The organism is Streptomyces sp. NPDC029014, assembly GCF_055564695.1.
The window spans coordinates 1-16,460 of sequence record NZ_JBVHVT010000132.1 but is presented as its reverse complement, the minus strand read 5'-3'; the positions used below and the strand labels follow the sequence as shown (position 1 = coordinate 16,460).

The window sequence follows — 16,460 nt, the reverse complement described above, 5'->3', positions numbered from 1 at the left end:
CTCCGTCCTGGTTACTACTGTTCGAACCGGAGTGTGGACGGGTCCCACCACAAGGGCCCAGAGAATTGGTGGGGCCCCCTGCCCCCCCCCACCCGCCCCCCGCACCGGCCTTCGGGGACAGGATCGGGGCATGCTCTGGTCCGACCCCGACGACGAGCCGCCCGAGGAGATGCGCGAGACGCAGGCGATGCTCCGGCGGATGACCGTCGTGCTCGTCCTCGCCATGGTGGTCGTCGTGTACGTGCTGGGTGTGGGGTTCTAGGCGGCCCGCCTACGATGACGGGCATGACTGCTGCCCAGGCCCCGGCCCACGCCCACGCCCTCGTCCTCGCGTCCGCCTCCCCGGCCCGGCTGAACCTGCTGCGCCAGGCCGGGCTCGCCCCGCACGTGATCGTCAGCAACTTCGACGAGGACTCGGTGACCGCGGACTCCCCGGCCGAGCTGGCGCTGGCCCTGGCCGAGGCCAAGGCGGCCGTCGTGGCGGGGCTGGAGGAGGCCGCGGGCGCCCTGGTCATCGGCTGCGACTCGGTACTGGAGCTGGACGGCGAGGCGCTGGGCAAGCCCGCGGACGCGGCGGATGCCACGGCCCGCTGGAAGGCCATGCGCGGCCGGTCCGGCGTCCTGCGCACCGGCCACTGCGTGGTCGACACGGCGACGGGCCGCCGGGTCTCGGCGACGGCGTCGACCACGGTGCACTTCGGCGAGCCGACGGACGCGGAGGTCGCGGCCTACGTGGCGAGCGGCGAGCCGCTGCACGTGGCGGGCGCGTTCACCCTCGACGGCCTGTCTGCGCCGTTCATCGAGGGCATCGACGGCGACCACGGCAACGTCATCGGCCTGTCGATGCCGCTGCTGCGCTCCCTGCTGGGCGAACTGGGCGTGTCCATCACGGACTTGTGGGCCTGAACCCGGCGGCCGGCTCCTGACCGGCCTGCGGCGCACGACCGCCCCGGGCCGGGTGGAGCGTGAGCGTCAGCACGATCAGGCACAGCACCACCATCGTCGCCGCGAAGGCGCCCCAGCCGACCGCCGAGACGGCGAGGGCGCCGAGCACCCCGTGCACGACGGCGGCGGCGATCAGGACGACGCGGGCGAAGCGGCCGGGCGCGCGGTCCCGTACGGCGGCCACGGCGAGCAGCACGGCGCACAGCAGCAGGAAGCCCCCGATGGTCGCCCCCAGCACGTAGGTGGCCACGGCCATGACGTCGGGGTCCGAGCCGGCGATGGACATCGACTGGTTGTGCGTGGTCCGGCCCAGCACGAAGTGGACGAGGGCGAGCAGCGCCCCCTCGGCGGCGAGCACGAGGGCGGCCAGGGCGGCCACGGATCTGCGCAACACGGCGTCCACGGCGCCCCACCCCCTAATTCGACCCCTAAGCGACACGCCCGTTCGACGCCTGGAGGCTACTAACGGGTAAACGTACGGACAAGGGGTGCGCACCGGTTCGTTACGCGGAAGGGCGCGTCGACGTCGGCTGCGCAAAGAATCTGTGGGCCGTTCGTAGGGAATCCACAAAGAATCGCCGGGGCCCGCTGACCCCGCGGACAGAGACCGTGGCTATCTGACGGGGTTACTGTGCAGTCGGGGATCCCCCTGACCTGGGGCGCCACAAGGACTTTCCGCGGTGGAGGCGGCCTCGAATCACACTCCGTGTGGGCAAGGTCACCTCCGGGGAAGGGTCGAAAGGCCGTGTGGGCAGTCCCTAAACTCAGCTTGTTTCAAGGAGGGAGCCATCGTGCGCAAGGTGCTCATCGCCAACCGTGGCGAAATCGCTGTCCGCGTTGCTCGGGCCTGCCGGGATGCCGGGATCGCGAGCGTAGCCGTCTACGCCGATCCGGACCGGGACGCCCTGCACGTCCGCGCGGCCGACGAAGCTTTCGCGTTGGGCGGTGACACCCCGGCCGCCAGCTACCTGGACATCTCCAAGGTCCTCCAGGCCGCAGCCGACTCGGGCGCGGACGCCATCCACCCCGGATACGGCTTCCTGTCCGAGAACGCCGACTTCGCGCAGGCCGTCATCGACGCGGGCCTGACCTGGATCGGCCCGCCGCCGCAGGCCATCCGCGACCTCGGCGACAAGGTCGCCGCCCGGCACATCGCCCAGCGCGCCGGCGCGCCGCTCGTCGCCGGCACCCCGGACCCGGTCTCCGGCGCCGACGAGGTCGTCGCGTTCGCCAAGGAGCACGGCCTGCCGATCGCCATCAAGGCCGCCTTCGGCGGTGGCGGCCGCGGCCTGAAGGTCGCCCGCACCCTCGAAGAGGTGCCGGAGCTCTACGAGTCCGCGGTCCGCGAGGCCGTCGCCGCGTTCGGTCGCGGCGAGTGCTTCGTCGAGCGCTACCTCGACAAGCCGCGCCACGTCGAGACCCAGTGCCTCGCCGACAGCCACGGCAACGTGGTCGTCGTCTCGACCCGTGACTGCTCGCTGCAGCGCCGCCACCAGAAGCTGGTGGAGGAGGCCCCGGCGCCGTTCCTCTCCGAGGAGCAGAACGCCGAGCTGTACGCCGCCTCGAAGGCGATCCTGAAGGAGGCCGGCTACGTCGGCGCCGGCACCGTCGAGTTCCTCGTCGGCGTCGACGGGACGATCTCCTTCCTGGAGGTCAACACCCGCCTCCAGGTGGAGCACCCCGTCACGGAGGAGGTCGCCGGCATCGACCTCGTCCGCGAGATGTTCCGCATCGCCGACGGCGAGGCGCTCGGCTACGGCGACCCCGTGCTGCGCGGGCACTCCTTCGAGTTCCGCATCAACGGCGAGGACCCGGGCCGCAACTTCCTGCCGGCCCCCGGCACGGTCACCAAGTTCGACGCGCCGTCCGGCCCCGGCGTCCGCCTGGACGCGGGCGTGGAGTCCGGCTCGGTCATCGGCCCGGCCTGGGACTCCCTGCTGGCCAAGCTGATCGTGACGGGCGCGACCCGCGAGCAGGCCCTGCAGCGGGCCGCGCGTGCACTGGCCGAGTTCGAGGTCGAGGGCATGGCCACGGCCATCCCGTTCCACCGCGCGGTCGTCGCCGACCCGGCGTTCGCCCCGGTCGACGGCACCCCGTTCAAGGTCCACACCCGTTGGATCGAGACCGAGTTCGTCAACGAGATCCCGGCGTTCGCCGCCCCGGCCGCGGACGAGGCCGAGGAGGAGCCGGGCCGCGAGACGGTCGTCGTCGAGGTCGGCGGCAAGCGGCTGGAGGTCTCCCTCCCGTCGTCGCTGGGCATGACCCTGGCCCGTACGGCCGCGGCCGGCGGCGCCAAGCCGAAGCGGCGCGTGGCGAAGAAGTCCGGCCCGGCAGCCTCGGGCGACACCCTGGCGTCGCCGATGCAGGGCACGATCGTGAAGGTCGCGGTCGAGGAGGGCCAGCAGGTCAACGAGGGCGACCTGGTGGTGGTCCTGGAGGCGATGAAGATGGAGCAGCCGCTGAACGCGCACCGCTCCGGCACGATCGTCGGCCTGACGGCCGAGGTCGGCGCGTCCCTGACCTCGGGCGCCACGATCTGCGAGATCAAGGACTGACGTCCCGACCCGGACTGACGTCCACCCCGAACGCCGGCGGCTGCCCCAGCCGCCGGCGTTCGCCGTCCCGCCCCGCCCACGCCACCGTCCCCCCGGGGGTGACCAGCCCCCGCGCCCGATCCGCCGGCGAGGCCGGCTTGCCTCGCCGGGACTGGACCGGCCGCGGTCGCCGCCCGCCTTGACTCACCCGTCCCCGCAGGCCCGCCGCCACGTCCGGGGGCCAGCCCCCACACCCCCGCGCCTCAATCGCCGGCGGGGCTGAAAGGGCCCGCCCCCGCCGGACCCTCCAGCCGCGGGGCCGCATGTTCAGCCTCGCCGGCGTTTGAGGCGCGGGGGTTCGGGGGCGGAGCCCCCAGGGGCCCGGGCGGAGCCCGGTTTCGGGAAGGGGCGGGGTGGGGGAACGCTCCGCGCAGCGGCACCCCGGCTGATGACCAGCCAGCCAGTGGCAACCGGCCGCGGGGCAACAATGCAACCGCCGGGCAACAGCGGCAGGCGGGGCGGCCGCGCCCCGCGAGAGGGTGACTCGGAGGCGGACAACCGCGGCGGGGCACGGCCACCCGGCGACAGTGCAACCGCACGACGGCGGGGCGCCCACGGCCAACTACGGCAGCGCGGACGCGGAACGGCAGCCCCACCACAGGGCGGCAGGGCAGCCACGGTACCGATGTGGAGCCGCGGCGCAGGCGCGCGGCGGCAGGGCGGGCCACCGGCCCCCGTGAGGCGGTGCCACGGACCCGGGCGGCGGCCGCGCGGGACGGCGGCGCGGCCGCGGACGGCAGGGCCGACCTGGTGCCGCGGCGCGGGCGCGGCCCTGCGGGCCGTGGCGCGGGCGGCGGCGTGGGGCCGCGGGCCGGCGTGGGCCCGCGGGGTAGCCGGCGGGGGTTAGCGGCGGCGGAGGTCGGCTACGCGGCGGTCGCCCGGCGAGGCCTCCAGCAGGGCGGCGGCCGGCGCACTGCGCAGCCCCGGCGCCCCGCGCCGCTGCACCGGCAGCGGCGCTTCCCTCCGCGGCCGCCGACCCGGCCCCGCCCCCGGCCCCGGCATTCCGCCCCCGCCCCCGGTCCCGTCCAGCGGTCCGGCGGCCGGCGTGATCGCCCCGGCCACGGTGATCTGCACCCCTTGGTCGGCGAGCGCCTGCAGCTCGGTGGCCGCCCGGTCGTCGTGTGGCGGCGGTTCGTCCGTCACCAGGCGGGTCATGACGTCGGTCGGGACGGTCTGGAACATGGTGTCGGTGCCGAGCTTGGTGTGGTCCGCGAGGACGACCACTTCCGCCGCGGCCTGGACGAGCGCCCGGTCGACGCTCGCCGACAGCATGTTGGACGTCGACAGGCCGCGTTCCGCGGTGAGGCCGCTGCCGGACAGGAAGGCGCGGGAGACGCGCAGTCCTTGCAGCGACTGTTCGGCGCCGCTGCCGACGAGCGCGTAGTTGGACCCGCGCAGGGTCCCGCCGGTCATGACGACCTCGACGCGGTTGGCGTGGGCCAGCGCCTGGGCGACGAGCAGGGAGTTGGTGACGACGGTGAGGCCCGGTACCCGGGCCAGCCGGCGGGCCAGCTCCTGGGTGGTGGTGCCGGCGCCGACGACGACGGCCTCGCCTTCTTCGACGAGGCCGGCCGCGACATCGGCGATGGCGGTCTTCTCGGCCGTGGCGAGATGGGACTTCTGCGGGAAGCCGGATTCCCGCGTGAAGCCTCCGGGCAGTACCGCACCGCCGTGCCGGCGGTCGAGGAGTCCTTCTGCCTCCAGTGCCCGCACGTCCCGGCGTACGGTCACTTCGGAGGTCTGGACCACGCGGGCGAGCTCACGGAGCGACACCGCTCCGTTGGCCCGCACCATTTCGAGAATCAACTGGCGACGTTCTGCAGCGAACACGAAACTGACAGTAACCCGGGCGACCGTCTGCTTTCAGCTCCTTGCGCCGGAATACCGAAGTTGTCCATAAGGCAGGGCACTTAGTGGTATACGCGGTCGGACGAGTGCGTGAACGATCCGCCGCGTACCGGTGCCCTGCCCCAAGTCGCCCCCAAGTCCCCTTGCCGAAAGGGGAGGTTGTGGCCGCGGGAGGCCCGGATCAGGCCTCGCTGCCGGTCTTCCGGGTGTGCAGCTGGCGCGCGACCTCGGCGATCGAACCCGACAGCGAGGGGTACACGGTGAACGCGTTTGCGATCTGCTCGACGGTCAGGTTGTTGTCGACGGCGATCGAGATCGGGTGAATCAGTTCGCTGGCGCGCGGCGAGACGACCACGCCGCCGACGACGATCCCGGTGCCCGGCCGGCAGAACAGCTTCACGAAGCCGTCCCGGATGCCCTGCATCTTGGCGCGGGCGTTGCGCAGCAGCGGGAGCTTGACGACGCGGGCGTCGATCCGGCCGGCGTCGACGTCGGCCTGGGTGTAGCCGACGGTGGCGATCTCGGGGTCGGTGAAGACGTTCGAGGAGACCGTCTTGAGGTTGAGCGGGGTCACCGCGTCGCCGAGGAAGTGGTACATGGCGATGCGGCCCTGCATGGCGGCGACGGAGGCCAGCGCGAAGATGCCGGTGACGTCGCCGGCCGCGTACACGCCGGGGGCGGTGGTGCGGGAGACCTTGTCGGTCCAGATGTGGCCGGAGTCCTTGAGCTTGACCCCGGACTCCTCCAGGTTCATGCCGCGGGTGTTGGGGATGGCGCCGACGGCCATGAGGCAGTGGGTGCCGGTGACGACGCGGCCGTCGGAGAGGGTGACCTCGACCCGGTCGCCGACCCGCTTGGCGGATTCGGCGCGGGCGCGCCCGATGACGTTCATGCCGCGGCGGCGGAAGACGTCTTCCAGGACGGCGGCGGCGTCGGGGTCCTCGCCGGGCAGCACCCGGTCGCGGGAGGAGATCAGCGTGACGCGGGAGCCGAGGGCCTGGTAGGCGCCGGCGAACTCGGCGCCTGTGACGCCGGAGCCGACCACGATGAGCTCCTCGGGGAGCTCCTCCAGGTCGTAGACCTGCGTCCAGTTGAGGATGCGCTCGCCGTCGGGCATCGCGTCGGGGATCTCGCGCGGGGTGCCGCCGGTGGCGATCAGCACGCATTCGGCGGTCAGGACCGTCTCGGTGCCGTCGGCGGCGGTGACGATCACGTCGCGGGTGCCGTTGATGCCCTGGGGGCCGCCGAGGCGGCCGCGGCCGCGGATGACGCGGGCGCCGGCCCGGGTCACGGAGGCGGTGATGTCGTGGGACTGGGCGAGCGCGAGGCGCTTCACACGGCGGTTCACCTTGCCGAGGTCCACGCCGATGATGCGGGCGGCCTGCTCGATCGGCGGGGTGTCGTCGGCGACGACGATGCCGAGCTCCTCGTAGGAGGAGTCGAAGTTCGTCATGACCTCGGCCGTCGCGATGAGGGTCTTGGAGGGCACGCAGTCGGTGAGGACCGAGGCCCCGCCGAGGCCGTCGCAGTCGACGACGGTCACCTCCGCGCCGAGCTGGGCCCCCACGAGGGCCGCCTCATACCCGCCGGGTCCGCCGCCGATGATCACGATCCGGGTCACGAAAATCCGCCTCACGTCTACCCGGCCGAGCGCCGCCCCGGCCGGGGCTTCCGGGGGGTCTCCCCGGGGGATGCATTCCGTGCTCCATTGTCCCGCACGCTTCAAGGTGCTTCTCCCCCGGTCCGCCATCCGTGCGCCTCCCGCCCCACCGCCTGCACCGCCGGACCCGCGCCCCGCCTCCCCTCGACCCGCCGCCGCCCCACCCCGGCCCCGCCGCGGGAGCGCCCCCGACCCGCCACCGCGCCTCCCCTCGTACCACCGCGCAAGCGCCCCGGGCCCGCCGCCGCGCCTTCCCGGCCCCGCCGCCGCGCCTCCCTTCGACCCGCCGCGCAAGCGCCCCCGGCCCCGCCATCCGCCCCTCCCGGGCCACACCGGCCACGCCCCGACTGCCGCGCCGACGTCCCCGCCTCGCCGCGCGGGCGCCCCCGGCCCCGCCATCCGCCCGTCCCAGGCCACACCGGCCATGCCCCGACCCGCCGCCGCGCCTTCCCCGACCCGCCGTGCGAGGGCGATCGGTCCCGTCGTCCGCCCGTGCCGGGCCGCACCGGCCGTGCGACCCCGACCCGCCGCCGCGCATCCTCGTCCCACCGCGAGAGCGCCCCCGGCACCGCCATACGCAGCTCCCGGGTTACGCCGGCCATGCGACCCCGCCCCGCCACGCGACGGTCCCCCCGCCGCGGGGGCGCTCCCCGGCCCCCCATCCGCCCGTCCCGGGCCACACCGGCCGTGCGATCCCGACCCGCCGCCGACCCGCCGCGCGAGCGTCCCCGCCCCGTCGGCCGCCCCTCCCGGCCCTCACCGGCCATGCCGTCCCGACCCGCCACGCGGACTCCCCCGGCCCCGCCGCCGCGCCTCTCCCCGACCCGCCGCGCGAGCGTCCCCGCCCCGCCGGCCGCCCGTCCCGGGCCGCACCGGCCTTGCGGCGCGACCCGCCGCCGCGTCTTCCCCCGTCCCGCCGCGCGCGCGTCCCCGTCCCGCCGTGCGGGGGCGGATCGGTCCCGCCGTGCGCGTGCGGATCCGCCGGCATCCGGGCACGCATACTCAGCCGCCCCTCCCGTACCCTCGACTGCATGTCGCTCTACGCCGCGTACGCCGGCAACCTCGACCCGCGGCTGATGTCGCGCCGCGCCCCGCATTCGCCGCTGCGCGGAACGGGCTGGATCAACGACTGGCGGCTGACCTTCGGCGGCGAGCAGATGGGCTGGGAGGGCGCCCTCGCCACCATCGTGGAAGCGCCCCGCCAGCAGGTCTTCGTCGCCCTCTACGACATCGCGCCGCTGGACGAGGACTCCATGGACCGGTGGGAGGGCGTCGGGCTCGACATCTACCGCCGGATGCGGATCCGCGTGCACACCCTGGACGGCGAGGAAGCCGCCTGGTGCTACGTGCTGAACGGGTACGAGGGCGGCCTGCCCTCGGCGCGCTACCTGGGCGAGATCGCCGACGCCGCCGAGTCGGCGGGCGCCCCGCACGACTACGTGATGGAGCTGCGCAAGCGCCCCTGCTGAGCGGCCCCGCAGGCTCCGGGCAGCTCCGGGCCGGATCCCCGCCGGATCCCCGCCGGCCCCCGCCGGGATCTCCGCAGGATCCGGGCCCTCCCGACCGAGTCCGGACGATTCGGCGGAAACGACAAGGCAACGATCCGAACACCGTGAGCAGCGCCATCTACGCGCGTAGGCGATTCCGGGCTACGCTCTTCTGCGTGAACGCATCTGTTACCGACCCCCACGCCGCCGCAGACGCCGCCGCCGCGCGCCTGCGCGAGCTCACCGGCGCCGAAACCCACGACGTCGCCCTCGTCATGGGCTCCGGCTGGGCTCCCGCCGCGGAGGCGCTCGGCGCCCCCGAGTCCGAATTCCCCGTCACCGAGCTGCCCGGCTTCCCGCCGGCCGCCGTCGAGGGCCACGGCGGCAAGGTCCGCTCGTACAAGATCGGCGACAAGCGCGCCCTGGTCTTCCTCGGCCGCACCCACTACTACGAGGGCCGTGGCGTCGCCGCCGTCGCCCACGGCGTCCGCACCGCCGTCGCCGCGGGCTGCAAGACCATCGTGCTGACCAACGGCTGCGGTGGTCTGCGCGACGGCATGGCGCCCGGCCAGCCGGTCCTGATCAGCGACCACCTGAACCTGACCGCGGCCTCGCCGATCATCGGCGCGAACTTCGTGGACCTGACCGACCTGTACTCGCCGCGGCTGCGCGCGATGTGCAAGGAGATCGACCCCACCCTGGAAGAGGGCGTGTACGCCCAGTTCCCCGGCCCGCACTACGAGACCCCGGCCGAGATCAACATGGTCCGCGTCCTGGGCGCCGACCTGGTCGGCATGTCCACGGTGCTGGAGGCCATCGCCGCCCGCGAGGCCGGCGCCGAGGTGCTCGGCATCTCCCTGGTCACCAACCTGGCCGCGGGCCTGTCCGGCGAGCCGCTGAACCACGAAGAGGTGCTCCAGGCGGGCCGCGACTCGGCCGCGCGCATGGGCACGCTCCTGACGCAGGTCCTCGCCCGCATCTGATAGACGGGCACAGGCAGAGGCACAGGCACCGTACGAGAGACGAGGCGGAAGTAGTGCAGGAACAGGACGACCTGATCACCCGGGCCCGGGCCTGGCTGGCCGAGGACCCCGATCAGGAGACCGCGGACGAGCTGGCCGCGCTCATCGGGGCGGGCGACACCGCCGAGCTGGCCGACCGGTTCTCCGGCACCCTCCAGTTCGGCACCGCCGGGCTGCGCGGCGAGCTCGGCGCCGGCCCGATGCGGATGAACCGCTCCGTGGTCATCCGGGCCGCGGCGGGCCTCGCCGCGTACCTGAAGGCCGAGGGCCACGCCGGTGGCCTGGTCGTCGTCGGCTACGACGCGCGCTACAAGTCCGCGGACTTCGCCCGCGACACCGCCGCCGTCATGACCGGTGCCGGCCTGCGCGCCGCCGTCCTGCCCCGTCCGCTGCCGACGCCCGTCCTCGCGTTCGCCATACGGCACCTGGGTGCCGTCGCCGGCGTCGAGGTGACCGCGAGCCACAACCCGCCCCGGGACAACGGCTACAAGGTCTACCTCGGCGACGGCTCCCAGATCGTCTCTCCGGCGGACGCGCGCATCGCGGCCGAGATCGACCGCGTGACGACGCTCGCGTCCGTCCCGCGTCCGGAGTCCGGCTGGCAGGAACTCGGCGACGAGGTCCTGGAGGCCTACCTGGCCCGTACGGACGCGGTCCTGGACCCGGCGTCCGCCCGCGGCGTGCGGACCGTGTACACGGCCATGCACGGCGTCGGCAAGGACGTCGTCCTGGCGGCCTTCGCCCGGCACGGCTTCCCGGAGCCGGTCCTGGTCGCCGAGCAGGCCGAGCCCGACCCGGCCTTCCCGACGGTGGCGTTCCCGAACCCGGAGGAGCCGGGCGCCATGGACCTGGCCTTCGCCAAGGCCGCCGAGGTCCAGCCGGACATCGTCATCGCGAACGACCCGGACGCGGACCGCTGCGCCGTGGCCGTCCCCACGGCGGACGGCGGCTGGCGGATGCTGCGCGGCGACGAGGTCGGCGCGCTGCTCGCCGCCCACCTGGTCCACAAGGGCGCGCGGGGCGTCTTCGCCGAGTCGATCGTCTCGTCCAGCCTCCTGGGCCGGATCGCGGAGGCGGCCGGCGTCGGCCACGAGGAGACCCTCACGGGCTTCAAGTGGATCGCCCGCGTCGACGGCCTGCGCTACGGCTACGAGGAGGCCCTCGGCTACTGCGTGGACCCCGAGGGCGTCCGCGACAAGGACGGCGTCACCGCCGCCCTGCTGGTGGCGGAGCTGGCCTCGGAGCTCAAGGAGCAGGGCCGCACCCTGACCGACCTGCTGGACGACCTGGCGATGGCCCACGGCCTGCACCACACCGACCAGCTGTCGGTCCGCGTCGAGGACCTGTCGATCATCGCGAACGCGATGGCCGCGCTGCGCGCCGAACCGCCGGCCTCCCTGGCGGGCCTGCGCGTGGTCTCGGCGGAGGACCTGAACCAGGGCACGGCCACGCTCCCGCCCACGGACGGCCTGCGCTACTACCTGGAGGGCGACTACAAGGCCCGGGTGATCTGCCGCCCGTCCGGCACGGAGCCCAAGCTGAAGTGCTACCTGGAGGTCGTCGTCCCCGTCGCCGAGGCCTCCGACCTCGACGGCGCCCGGGTCCGCGGCCAGGAGATCCTGGACGCGGTCAAGAAGGACCTCTCGGCGGCCATGGGCCTCTGAGCCCCCGCTGAAACGCCCGTACGGGCCCCGGACCACCGGTCCGGGGCCCGTCGGCGTTCTCAGGCCGCCTGCAGCCAGCCGGTGAGGGCGGACCAGGAGGCGGGGGCGAGGTCGAGGACCGGGCCGCCCTCGACCTTGGAGTCCCGGACGTGCACGACGTGGGCGCAGGCGGCCACCTCGACGCACTGACCGCCTTCACTGCCACTGTGGGACGAGGTCCGCCAGGGGTAGGAGACCTCGACGCATTGGCCACCCTCGTCGCCGCTGTAGCTGGACTTCCGCCAGTCGTAAGCGACTTCGACGCACGCACCACCCTCGTCGCTGCTGTAGCTGGACTTGAACCACTTCAATGGGGTGCTCATAGCTCTCCTAGCAGCCGGTCCAACAGGCCTTTCGTCTCTGCCACGTTGAGGGCCTGGGATCGCAGCATCGCATACTTCTGAGTGAGGATGCTGACCTCGTTCGGGTCGCGCACGAGGATGCTGCCGCGCTGTGTCTCGGAGTAGGCGAGGTGCTGAAACTCAGGGGTTTCCACGAGGATGAACGGACCGGCGAGGCCCGCCTGAGCCGTGAGGCCAAGGGGGAGAACCTGAATCGAGATGGCGGAGCGATCGGCGCATGCGCGCAGATGGCGCAACTGCTCGACGTAGACCTCGTTGCCGCCGATGCGGTCCCGCAAGGCCGGCTCCCAGATCACGAAAGACAGGGTCGGGGGTACCGGACGACGCAGTATCTCCTGGCGGCGCATCCGCCGCGCCGTCTGCAACTCGATCTTTTCCTCCCCCACGTACGGGACGCGGCAGGCGAGCACCGCACGGGCGTAGGCCTCGGTCTGGAGCAGGCCGGGCACGATCATCGTGTCGAACCAGGACAGCGCGAGGGCCTCGTGCTCCCGCTCGAAGTACTCCTCGGCCCAGGCCGGGATCATGTCGACCTCCGGCATCCGCAGGGCGGCGACGGTGAGCATTCCGGGGAGCCCGAGTGCCCGGTCCAGCCGCTCGGCGACGTCGGGCATCAGGACGCGCCGCCCCTGCTCGACGGAGGCGATGGTCTCCATGTCCATGTTGATCAGGTCGGCGAGCTGGCTCTGGGTGAGCTTCTTGGCGATCCGGCCGGTGGCGACCTGCTCGCCGATCATCTTCATCGCGGTGGCGTTGGGCCGGGGCGGCCTCTTCCGTGGTGGCATACGGCTGGACTGCCACCCGTGCCTGTGCCTCACACCCGTACCAACCCGTACTCATCGATGAGTACGGGTTGGTACGGCCCCGTCGAGTGAAGGCCCCGAACAAGCCTGCGAAGAACGCGACTTGAGCGTCCCGCGCCGTCAGCCGCTCGGAGTCGGCGACACGCCCGGGCTCGGGACCGTGCGGACCAGTTCGCCCAGCGTCGGCACCGACTCCGGGCGGGAGCGGACGGCGGGCGTGCACTCCCAGGCGCGCGGCGGGTCTGCGTTCGGGCCGCCGAGGACCACCGGGCCCGGTCCGGCCGAGACGGTCTCATTGCCCGCGAGGGTGCACACGACCTGCGCCAGGGCCACCGGCATCAGGTCCTCCGGCTTCTTGCTGAGCCGGATCGTGCCCGCCGGGTCGCCCGGCCAGCCCGGGACGACGGCCAGCCCGGCCGGGACGACGCTGGTGAAGCCCGCGTCGCGCTCGTCCTGCGAGGGGTCCCGTTCCAGCGCCTCCAGCAGCGCCTCGGCCGCCAGCAGCGCGGGCTCCCGGCCCGGCTTCTTCTCGGCTATCGGGACGACCCGCTCGACGCCGACCAGCTGCGAGCCGCACACCAGCTCCACGGTGGCCCGGAAGCCCTGGGCGCTGCCCTGCTGGGCCGGTATGTCGCAGGACACCCGGGAGGGCGCCGGGCCGACGTCCACCGGGACGCTCGTCGCCCGGATCCCGCATCCGGTCGTCAGGGACGCGAGGCCCCACACCACCGCGGCCGCGGCAGCGGCCCTACGCCTCGTTCGCGTCGCCACCGGCGATCACCTTCCCCACGTCCACCGGCAGCCGCAGCGTGAACAGCGCGCCGCCGCCCTCGGCGTTCGCCGCGGTGATCTCGCCGCCGTGGATGTGCGCGTTCTCCACGGCGATGGACAGGCCGAGGCCGCTGCCGTCCGACTTCGGGCGGGAGGCGCTGGCCTTGTAGAAGCGGTCGAAGACGTGCGGCAGCACCTCTTCGGGGATGCCCGGCCCGTTGTCGCGCACCGCGATGACGAGCCATTCGCCGTCGACCCGCACCGACACCCGCACCGGCGAGCCGCCGTGCTTGAGGGCGTTGCCGATGAGGTTGGCGAGGATGACGTCGAGGCGGCGCGGGTCGAGGCGGGCCATGATGCCGCGCTCGGCGTCGAGTTCGACCGCGTCGAGCCAGGCGCGCGCGTCGATGCAGGCGGTGACCTGGTCGGCGACGTCGACGTCGTCGATGACGAGACGGGCCGTGCCCGCGTCGAAGCGGGTGACCTCCATCAGGTTCTCGACGAGGTCGCCCAGGCGCCGGGTCTCGCTGACGACCAGGGTCACGGCCGGCGCGATCATCGGGTCGAGGTCGTCGATCTCCTCCTCCAGCACCTCGGCGACGGCCGTCAGCGCGGTGAGGGGCGTGCGCAGCTCGTGCGACATGTCGGCGACGAAGCGGCGGCTGGCCTCCTCGCGGGCGCTCATGTCGGCGACCTTCTTCTCCAGCGCCTCCGCGGTCCGGTTGAACGTGCGCGACAGGTCGGCGAGTTCGTCGTTGCCGGAGACGTCGAGCCGGTGGTCGAGCTCGCCCTCGCCGAGGCGGCGGGCGGCGTCGCCGAGCCGCTGGACGGGCCTGAGGACCGTACGGGCGGCGGCCTGCGCGAGCAGCGCGGAGCCGAGCAGGGCGAGCCCGGTGGCGATGGTCAGGGACCAGCCGAGCGCGTTGAGGTCGTCGCGTTCCTGGGCGAGGGACTTGTACATGTAGCCGGTGGGGCCGCCGCCGACGATGCGGGTGCCGCCGACCAGGTACGGGTTGCCGTTCGGCCGGGTGCGCTGCCAGTACATGTGGTACTCGGAGTCGCTCGCCGTGGTCGGCTTCTGCCGGTCGTTGACGGCCCGCTGGAGGCTCTCGGGGACGTCCTCCAGCCGGAAGGCGTCCGGGCCGGCCGCACCGAACACCACGCGGTGGTCGGCCCGTTCGTCCACGAGCAGCACGCTGTACCCGGGGCTGCTGCCCGCCATCAGGTCGGCGGTGCGCTGGAGTTCCTCGGGGGTGGGGTCGGCGGGCAGGGCGGCGGCCCGCAGCTGCATCTCCTGGCGGAAGTCGCCGAGGGCCGCGTCCTGGGTGCGGGTGAGGACCGCCTCGCGGTTCAGCCAGTAGGCGATGCCGGACGCGGAGACCGCGGCCGCCAGCGCGACGAGCGAGAACACCATGAGGAGCCGCAGCCGCAGGCTGGTCCAGCGCCGGCCCGCGAACAGAGCCTTGATCACTGCGGGTTGTCCAGGCGGTAGCCGACACCCCGTACGGTGCGGATGAGGGTGGGCGAGGAGGGCACTTCCTCCACCTTGGCGCGCAGCCGTTGGACGCAGGCGTCCACCAGCCGGGAGTCGCCGAGGTAGTCGTGCTCCCAGACCAGCCGCAGCAGCTGCTGCCGGGACAGGGCCTGCCCGGGCCGCCGGCTGAGCTCCAGCAGCAGCCGCAGCTCGGTCGGCGTCAGCTGGAGGTCCTCGCCGTTCTTCGTCACCGTCATCGCGGCCCGGTCGATGACCAGGGAGCCGAAGGCGGCGGAGTCGTTGGCCTCCCGCTCGCCGCGACGCAGTACGGCCCGGATCCGGGCGTCGAGCACCCGGCCCTGGACCGGCTTGACGACGTAGTCGTCGGCGCCGGACTCCAGCCCGACGACCACGTCGATGTCATCGCTGCGCGCGGTCAGCAGAATGATCGGCAGCTGGTCGGTGCGGCGGATACGCCGGCACACCTCGAAGCCGTCGATCCCGGGCAGCATCACGTCCAGCACGATCAGGTCCGGCCGCTGCTCCCGGAGGAGTTTCAGGCCGTCCTCGCCCGTCGCCGCGGTGGCCACACGGTGGCCCTGGCGGGTCAGGGAGAGTTCGAGGGCCGTGCGGATGGCGTCGTCGTCCTCGATCAGCAACAGGAAAGGCACGGCCACATTCTGTCCCATGTGCGGTTGGGAGTTCGACCGCTGGACACGAGGGGTTCTCGTCGGGGTTCTCGTCGGGGTGGCTGTGACAGGCCTGTGACAGTCGACGGACACCGCGGTTAAGTCCGCCGTGCAGTCTTTAACCAACGCACCGAGCACGGCGCGAAACCAGGAACCGAAAGCAGACTCCACGACGGGGGGCGCGGGATGAACACGCTGCACAGCACCACCACCAGCGCGGTTGTCACGCGGCTGCACGATGTGGGCCGCCGGGCCGGTGCCCGTTCGGTGACGGTCGCCCGTCCCCGGCAGCCGCACACGGTGGCCATCGACGCGAAGACGTACGGGCCCGCCACGGCGGTTCCGGCCGCCTTCCCCGAGCCGCGGCTGTCCTCCGACTCGGAGGCCGAGTTCACGGCGTACGTCCGGGAGCGGCGGGCCGCGCTGTACGCGACGGCCTTCCACCTGACCGGCGACCGGTACGAGGCCGAGGACCTGCTGCAGAGCGCGCTGTTCTCCACGTACCGGGCCTGGGACCGGATCAGCGACAAGGCGGCCGTCGGCGGCTACCTGCGGCGCACGATGACGAACCTGCACATCTCCGCCTGGCGCCGGCGCAAGCTGAACGAGTACCCGACGGAGGAGCTGCCGGAGACGGCGACCGACGCGGACGCTATGCGCGGTACGGAGCTGCGCGCGGTGCTGTGGCAGGCGCTGGCCCGGATCCCGGAGCCGCAGCGCACGATGCTGGTGCTGCGCTACTACGAGGGCCGGACGGACCCGGAGATCGCGGAGATCCTCGGGATCAGCGTCGGCACGGTGAAGTCGAGCATCTGGCGCTCGCTGCGCCGCCTGCGGGACGACGAGGCGCTGAGCTTCGGCCGCGACGAGGCGGAGTCCTTCGAGGAGCTCGTCGCGTAGCGCCACGAGCTCTCACAGAGCCATCACGGAGCCATTGGCCGGGGGGCCGTCCTACGGGGGTGGGACGGTGGCCATGGGGGGGAACGCGGGGGGGGGGGGGGGGGGGGGGGTGCCCCCCCCCCCCCCCCCCTTTTTTTTTTTGTGGGGGGGTTTGGGGGGGGGGGCGGCCCTACCGCGCCCCCCCCCCCCCCCCCCCCACCCC

15 protein-coding genes are annotated in these 16,460 nt (G+C 73.5%); 7 read left to right on the top strand and 8 right to left on the bottom strand.

The genetic code is table 11. The features are described from left to right. Window positions 1-130 precede the first annotated feature (130 nt). Window positions 131-262, top strand: coding sequence for a morphogenic membrane protein MmpB (gene mmpB, locus ACZ4VL_RS38380; protein ID WP_361093383.1), 132 nt, complete (start codon window positions 131-133; stop codon window positions 260-262). Window positions 263-285: 23 nt separating this feature from the next. Next, window positions 286-906 (top strand): Maf family protein, encoded by a 621-nt coding sequence (locus ACZ4VL_RS38375; protein ID WP_468209932.1) that lies wholly within the window; start codon window positions 286-288, stop codon window positions 904-906. Here the strand turns inward: ACZ4VL_RS38375 and ACZ4VL_RS38370 are convergent. Then, entirely contained in the window at window positions 887-1,348 is a 462-nt protein-coding gene (locus ACZ4VL_RS38370) for a hypothetical protein (protein WP_468209929.1), read from the bottom strand. The genes ACZ4VL_RS38375 and ACZ4VL_RS38370 overlap by 20 nt on opposite strands. A 388-nt stretch (window positions 1,349-1,736) precedes the next feature. Between ACZ4VL_RS38370 and ACZ4VL_RS38365 the strand changes: the two genes are divergently transcribed. Continuing rightward, entirely contained in the window at window positions 1,737-3,500 is a 1,764-nt protein-coding gene (locus tag ACZ4VL_RS38365) for an acetyl/propionyl/methylcrotonyl-CoA carboxylase subunit alpha (protein ID WP_468209926.1), read from the top strand. An 882-nt stretch (window positions 3,501-4,382) separates the two neighbouring features. Here the strand turns inward: ACZ4VL_RS38365 and ACZ4VL_RS38360 are convergent. Both ACZ4VL_RS38360 and ACZ4VL_RS38355 read right to left on the bottom strand, forming a co-directional pair. After that, window positions 4,383-5,333 carry a DeoR/GlpR family DNA-binding transcription regulator gene (locus ACZ4VL_RS38360; protein WP_468209938.1) on the bottom strand — a complete coding sequence of 317 codons (951 nt, stop codon included), beginning with the start codon at window positions 5,331-5,333 and terminating at the stop codon, window positions 4,383-4,385. A 235-nt stretch (window positions 5,334-5,568) separates the two neighbouring features. Beyond that, window positions 5,569-7,008: an NAD(P)H-quinone dehydrogenase gene (locus ACZ4VL_RS38355; RefSeq protein WP_468209923.1), complete on the bottom strand. Its 1,440-nt coding sequence runs from the start codon at window positions 7,006-7,008 to the stop codon at window positions 5,569-5,571. A 1,070-nt stretch (window positions 7,009-8,078) separates the two neighbouring features. Between ACZ4VL_RS38355 and ACZ4VL_RS38350 the strand changes: the two genes are divergently transcribed. The 3 genes from ACZ4VL_RS38350 to ACZ4VL_RS38340 all read left to right on the top strand — a co-directional run bounded on the left by ACZ4VL_RS38350 (window position 8,079) and on the right by ACZ4VL_RS38340 (window position 11,220). Continuing rightward, window positions 8,079-8,516 carry a gamma-glutamylcyclotransferase family protein gene (locus tag ACZ4VL_RS38350; RefSeq protein ID WP_385686990.1) on the top strand — a complete coding sequence of 146 codons (438 nt, stop codon included), beginning with the start codon at window positions 8,079-8,081 and terminating at the stop codon, window positions 8,514-8,516. Between the two features lie 194 nt (window positions 8,517-8,710). Beyond that, complete coding sequence (locus ACZ4VL_RS38345) at window positions 8,711-9,517, top strand: purine-nucleoside phosphorylase (protein WP_468209920.1); 807 nt, start codon at window positions 8,711-8,713, stop codon at window positions 9,515-9,517. 53 nt (window positions 9,518-9,570) lie between these two features. Next, on the top strand, window positions 9,571-11,220 hold the full coding sequence (locus ACZ4VL_RS38340; RefSeq protein WP_468209917.1) for a phospho-sugar mutase: 1,650 nt from the start codon (window positions 9,571-9,573) through the stop codon (window positions 11,218-11,220). Between the two features lie 59 nt (window positions 11,221-11,279). On the opposite strand, the gene ACZ4VL_RS38335 is transcribed toward ACZ4VL_RS38340, so the two are convergent. The 5 genes from ACZ4VL_RS38335 to afsQ1 form a co-directional block, all read right to left on the bottom strand. Beyond that, window positions 11,280-11,582, bottom strand: a complete 303-nt coding sequence (locus tag ACZ4VL_RS38335) for a DUF397 domain-containing protein (RefSeq protein WP_468209914.1) — start codon at window positions 11,580-11,582, stop codon at window positions 11,280-11,282. After that, window positions 11,579-12,364, bottom strand: coding sequence for a helix-turn-helix domain-containing protein (locus ACZ4VL_RS38330; RefSeq protein WP_468209912.1), 786 nt, complete (start codon window positions 12,362-12,364; stop codon window positions 11,579-11,581). Before ACZ4VL_RS38330 ends, ACZ4VL_RS38335 begins: the two co-directional genes overlap by 4 nt. 180 nt (window positions 12,365-12,544) lie before the next feature. After that, a complete protein-coding gene (locus ACZ4VL_RS38325; RefSeq protein WP_468209909.1) occupies window positions 12,545-13,195 on the bottom strand; it encodes a hypothetical protein in 651 nt (216 codons plus the stop codon). Continuing rightward, window positions 13,173-14,765, bottom strand: coding sequence for a sensor histidine kinase (locus ACZ4VL_RS38320; protein ID WP_468209935.1), 1,593 nt, complete (start codon window positions 14,763-14,765; stop codon window positions 13,173-13,175). Before ACZ4VL_RS38320 ends, ACZ4VL_RS38325 begins: the two co-directional genes overlap by 23 nt. Next, complete coding sequence (gene afsQ1 / locus ACZ4VL_RS38315) at window positions 14,663-15,340, bottom strand: two-component system response regulator AfsQ1 (protein WP_468209906.1); 678 nt, start codon at window positions 15,338-15,340, stop codon at window positions 14,663-14,665. Before afsQ1 ends, ACZ4VL_RS38320 begins: the two co-directional genes overlap by 103 nt. 204 nt (window positions 15,341-15,544) lie before the next feature. Here afsQ1 and ACZ4VL_RS38310 point away from each other — a divergent pair, with 204 nt between their 5' ends. Continuing rightward, the gene (locus tag ACZ4VL_RS38310; protein ID WP_468209903.1) at window positions 15,545-16,258 is read left to right on the top strand and encodes a SigE family RNA polymerase sigma factor; all 714 of its coding nucleotides are present in this window, start codon (window positions 15,545-15,547) and stop codon (window positions 16,256-16,258) included. Window positions 16,259-16,460 lie beyond the last annotated feature (202 nt).

Excerpts from the sequence above, each read along its gene's own strand:
- mmpB (WP_361093383.1), top strand. The coding sequence starts at position 131 with ATGCTCTGGTCCGACCCCGACGACGAGCCGCCCGAGGAGATGCGCGAG.
- ACZ4VL_RS38375 (WP_468209932.1), top strand. The coding sequence starts at position 286 with ATGACTGCTGCCCAGGCCCCGGCCCACGCCCACGCCCTCGTCCTCGCG.
- ACZ4VL_RS38360 (WP_468209938.1), bottom strand. The coding sequence starts at position 5,333 with ATGGTGCGGGCCAACGGAGCGGTGTCGCTCCGTGAGCTCGCCCGCGTG.
- ACZ4VL_RS38350 (WP_385686990.1), top strand. The coding sequence starts at position 8,079 with ATGTCGCTCTACGCCGCGTACGCCGGCAACCTCGACCCGCGGCTGATG.
- ACZ4VL_RS38335 (WP_468209914.1), bottom strand. The coding sequence starts at position 11,582 with ATGAGCACCCCATTGAAGTGGTTCAAGTCCAGCTACAGCAGCGACGAG.
- ACZ4VL_RS38330 (WP_468209912.1), bottom strand. The coding sequence starts at position 12,364 with ATGAAGATGATCGGCGAGCAGGTCGCCACCGGCCGGATCGCCAAGAAG.
- ACZ4VL_RS38310 (WP_468209903.1), top strand. The coding sequence starts at position 15,545 with ATGAACACGCTGCACAGCACCACCACCAGCGCGGTTGTCACGCGGCTG.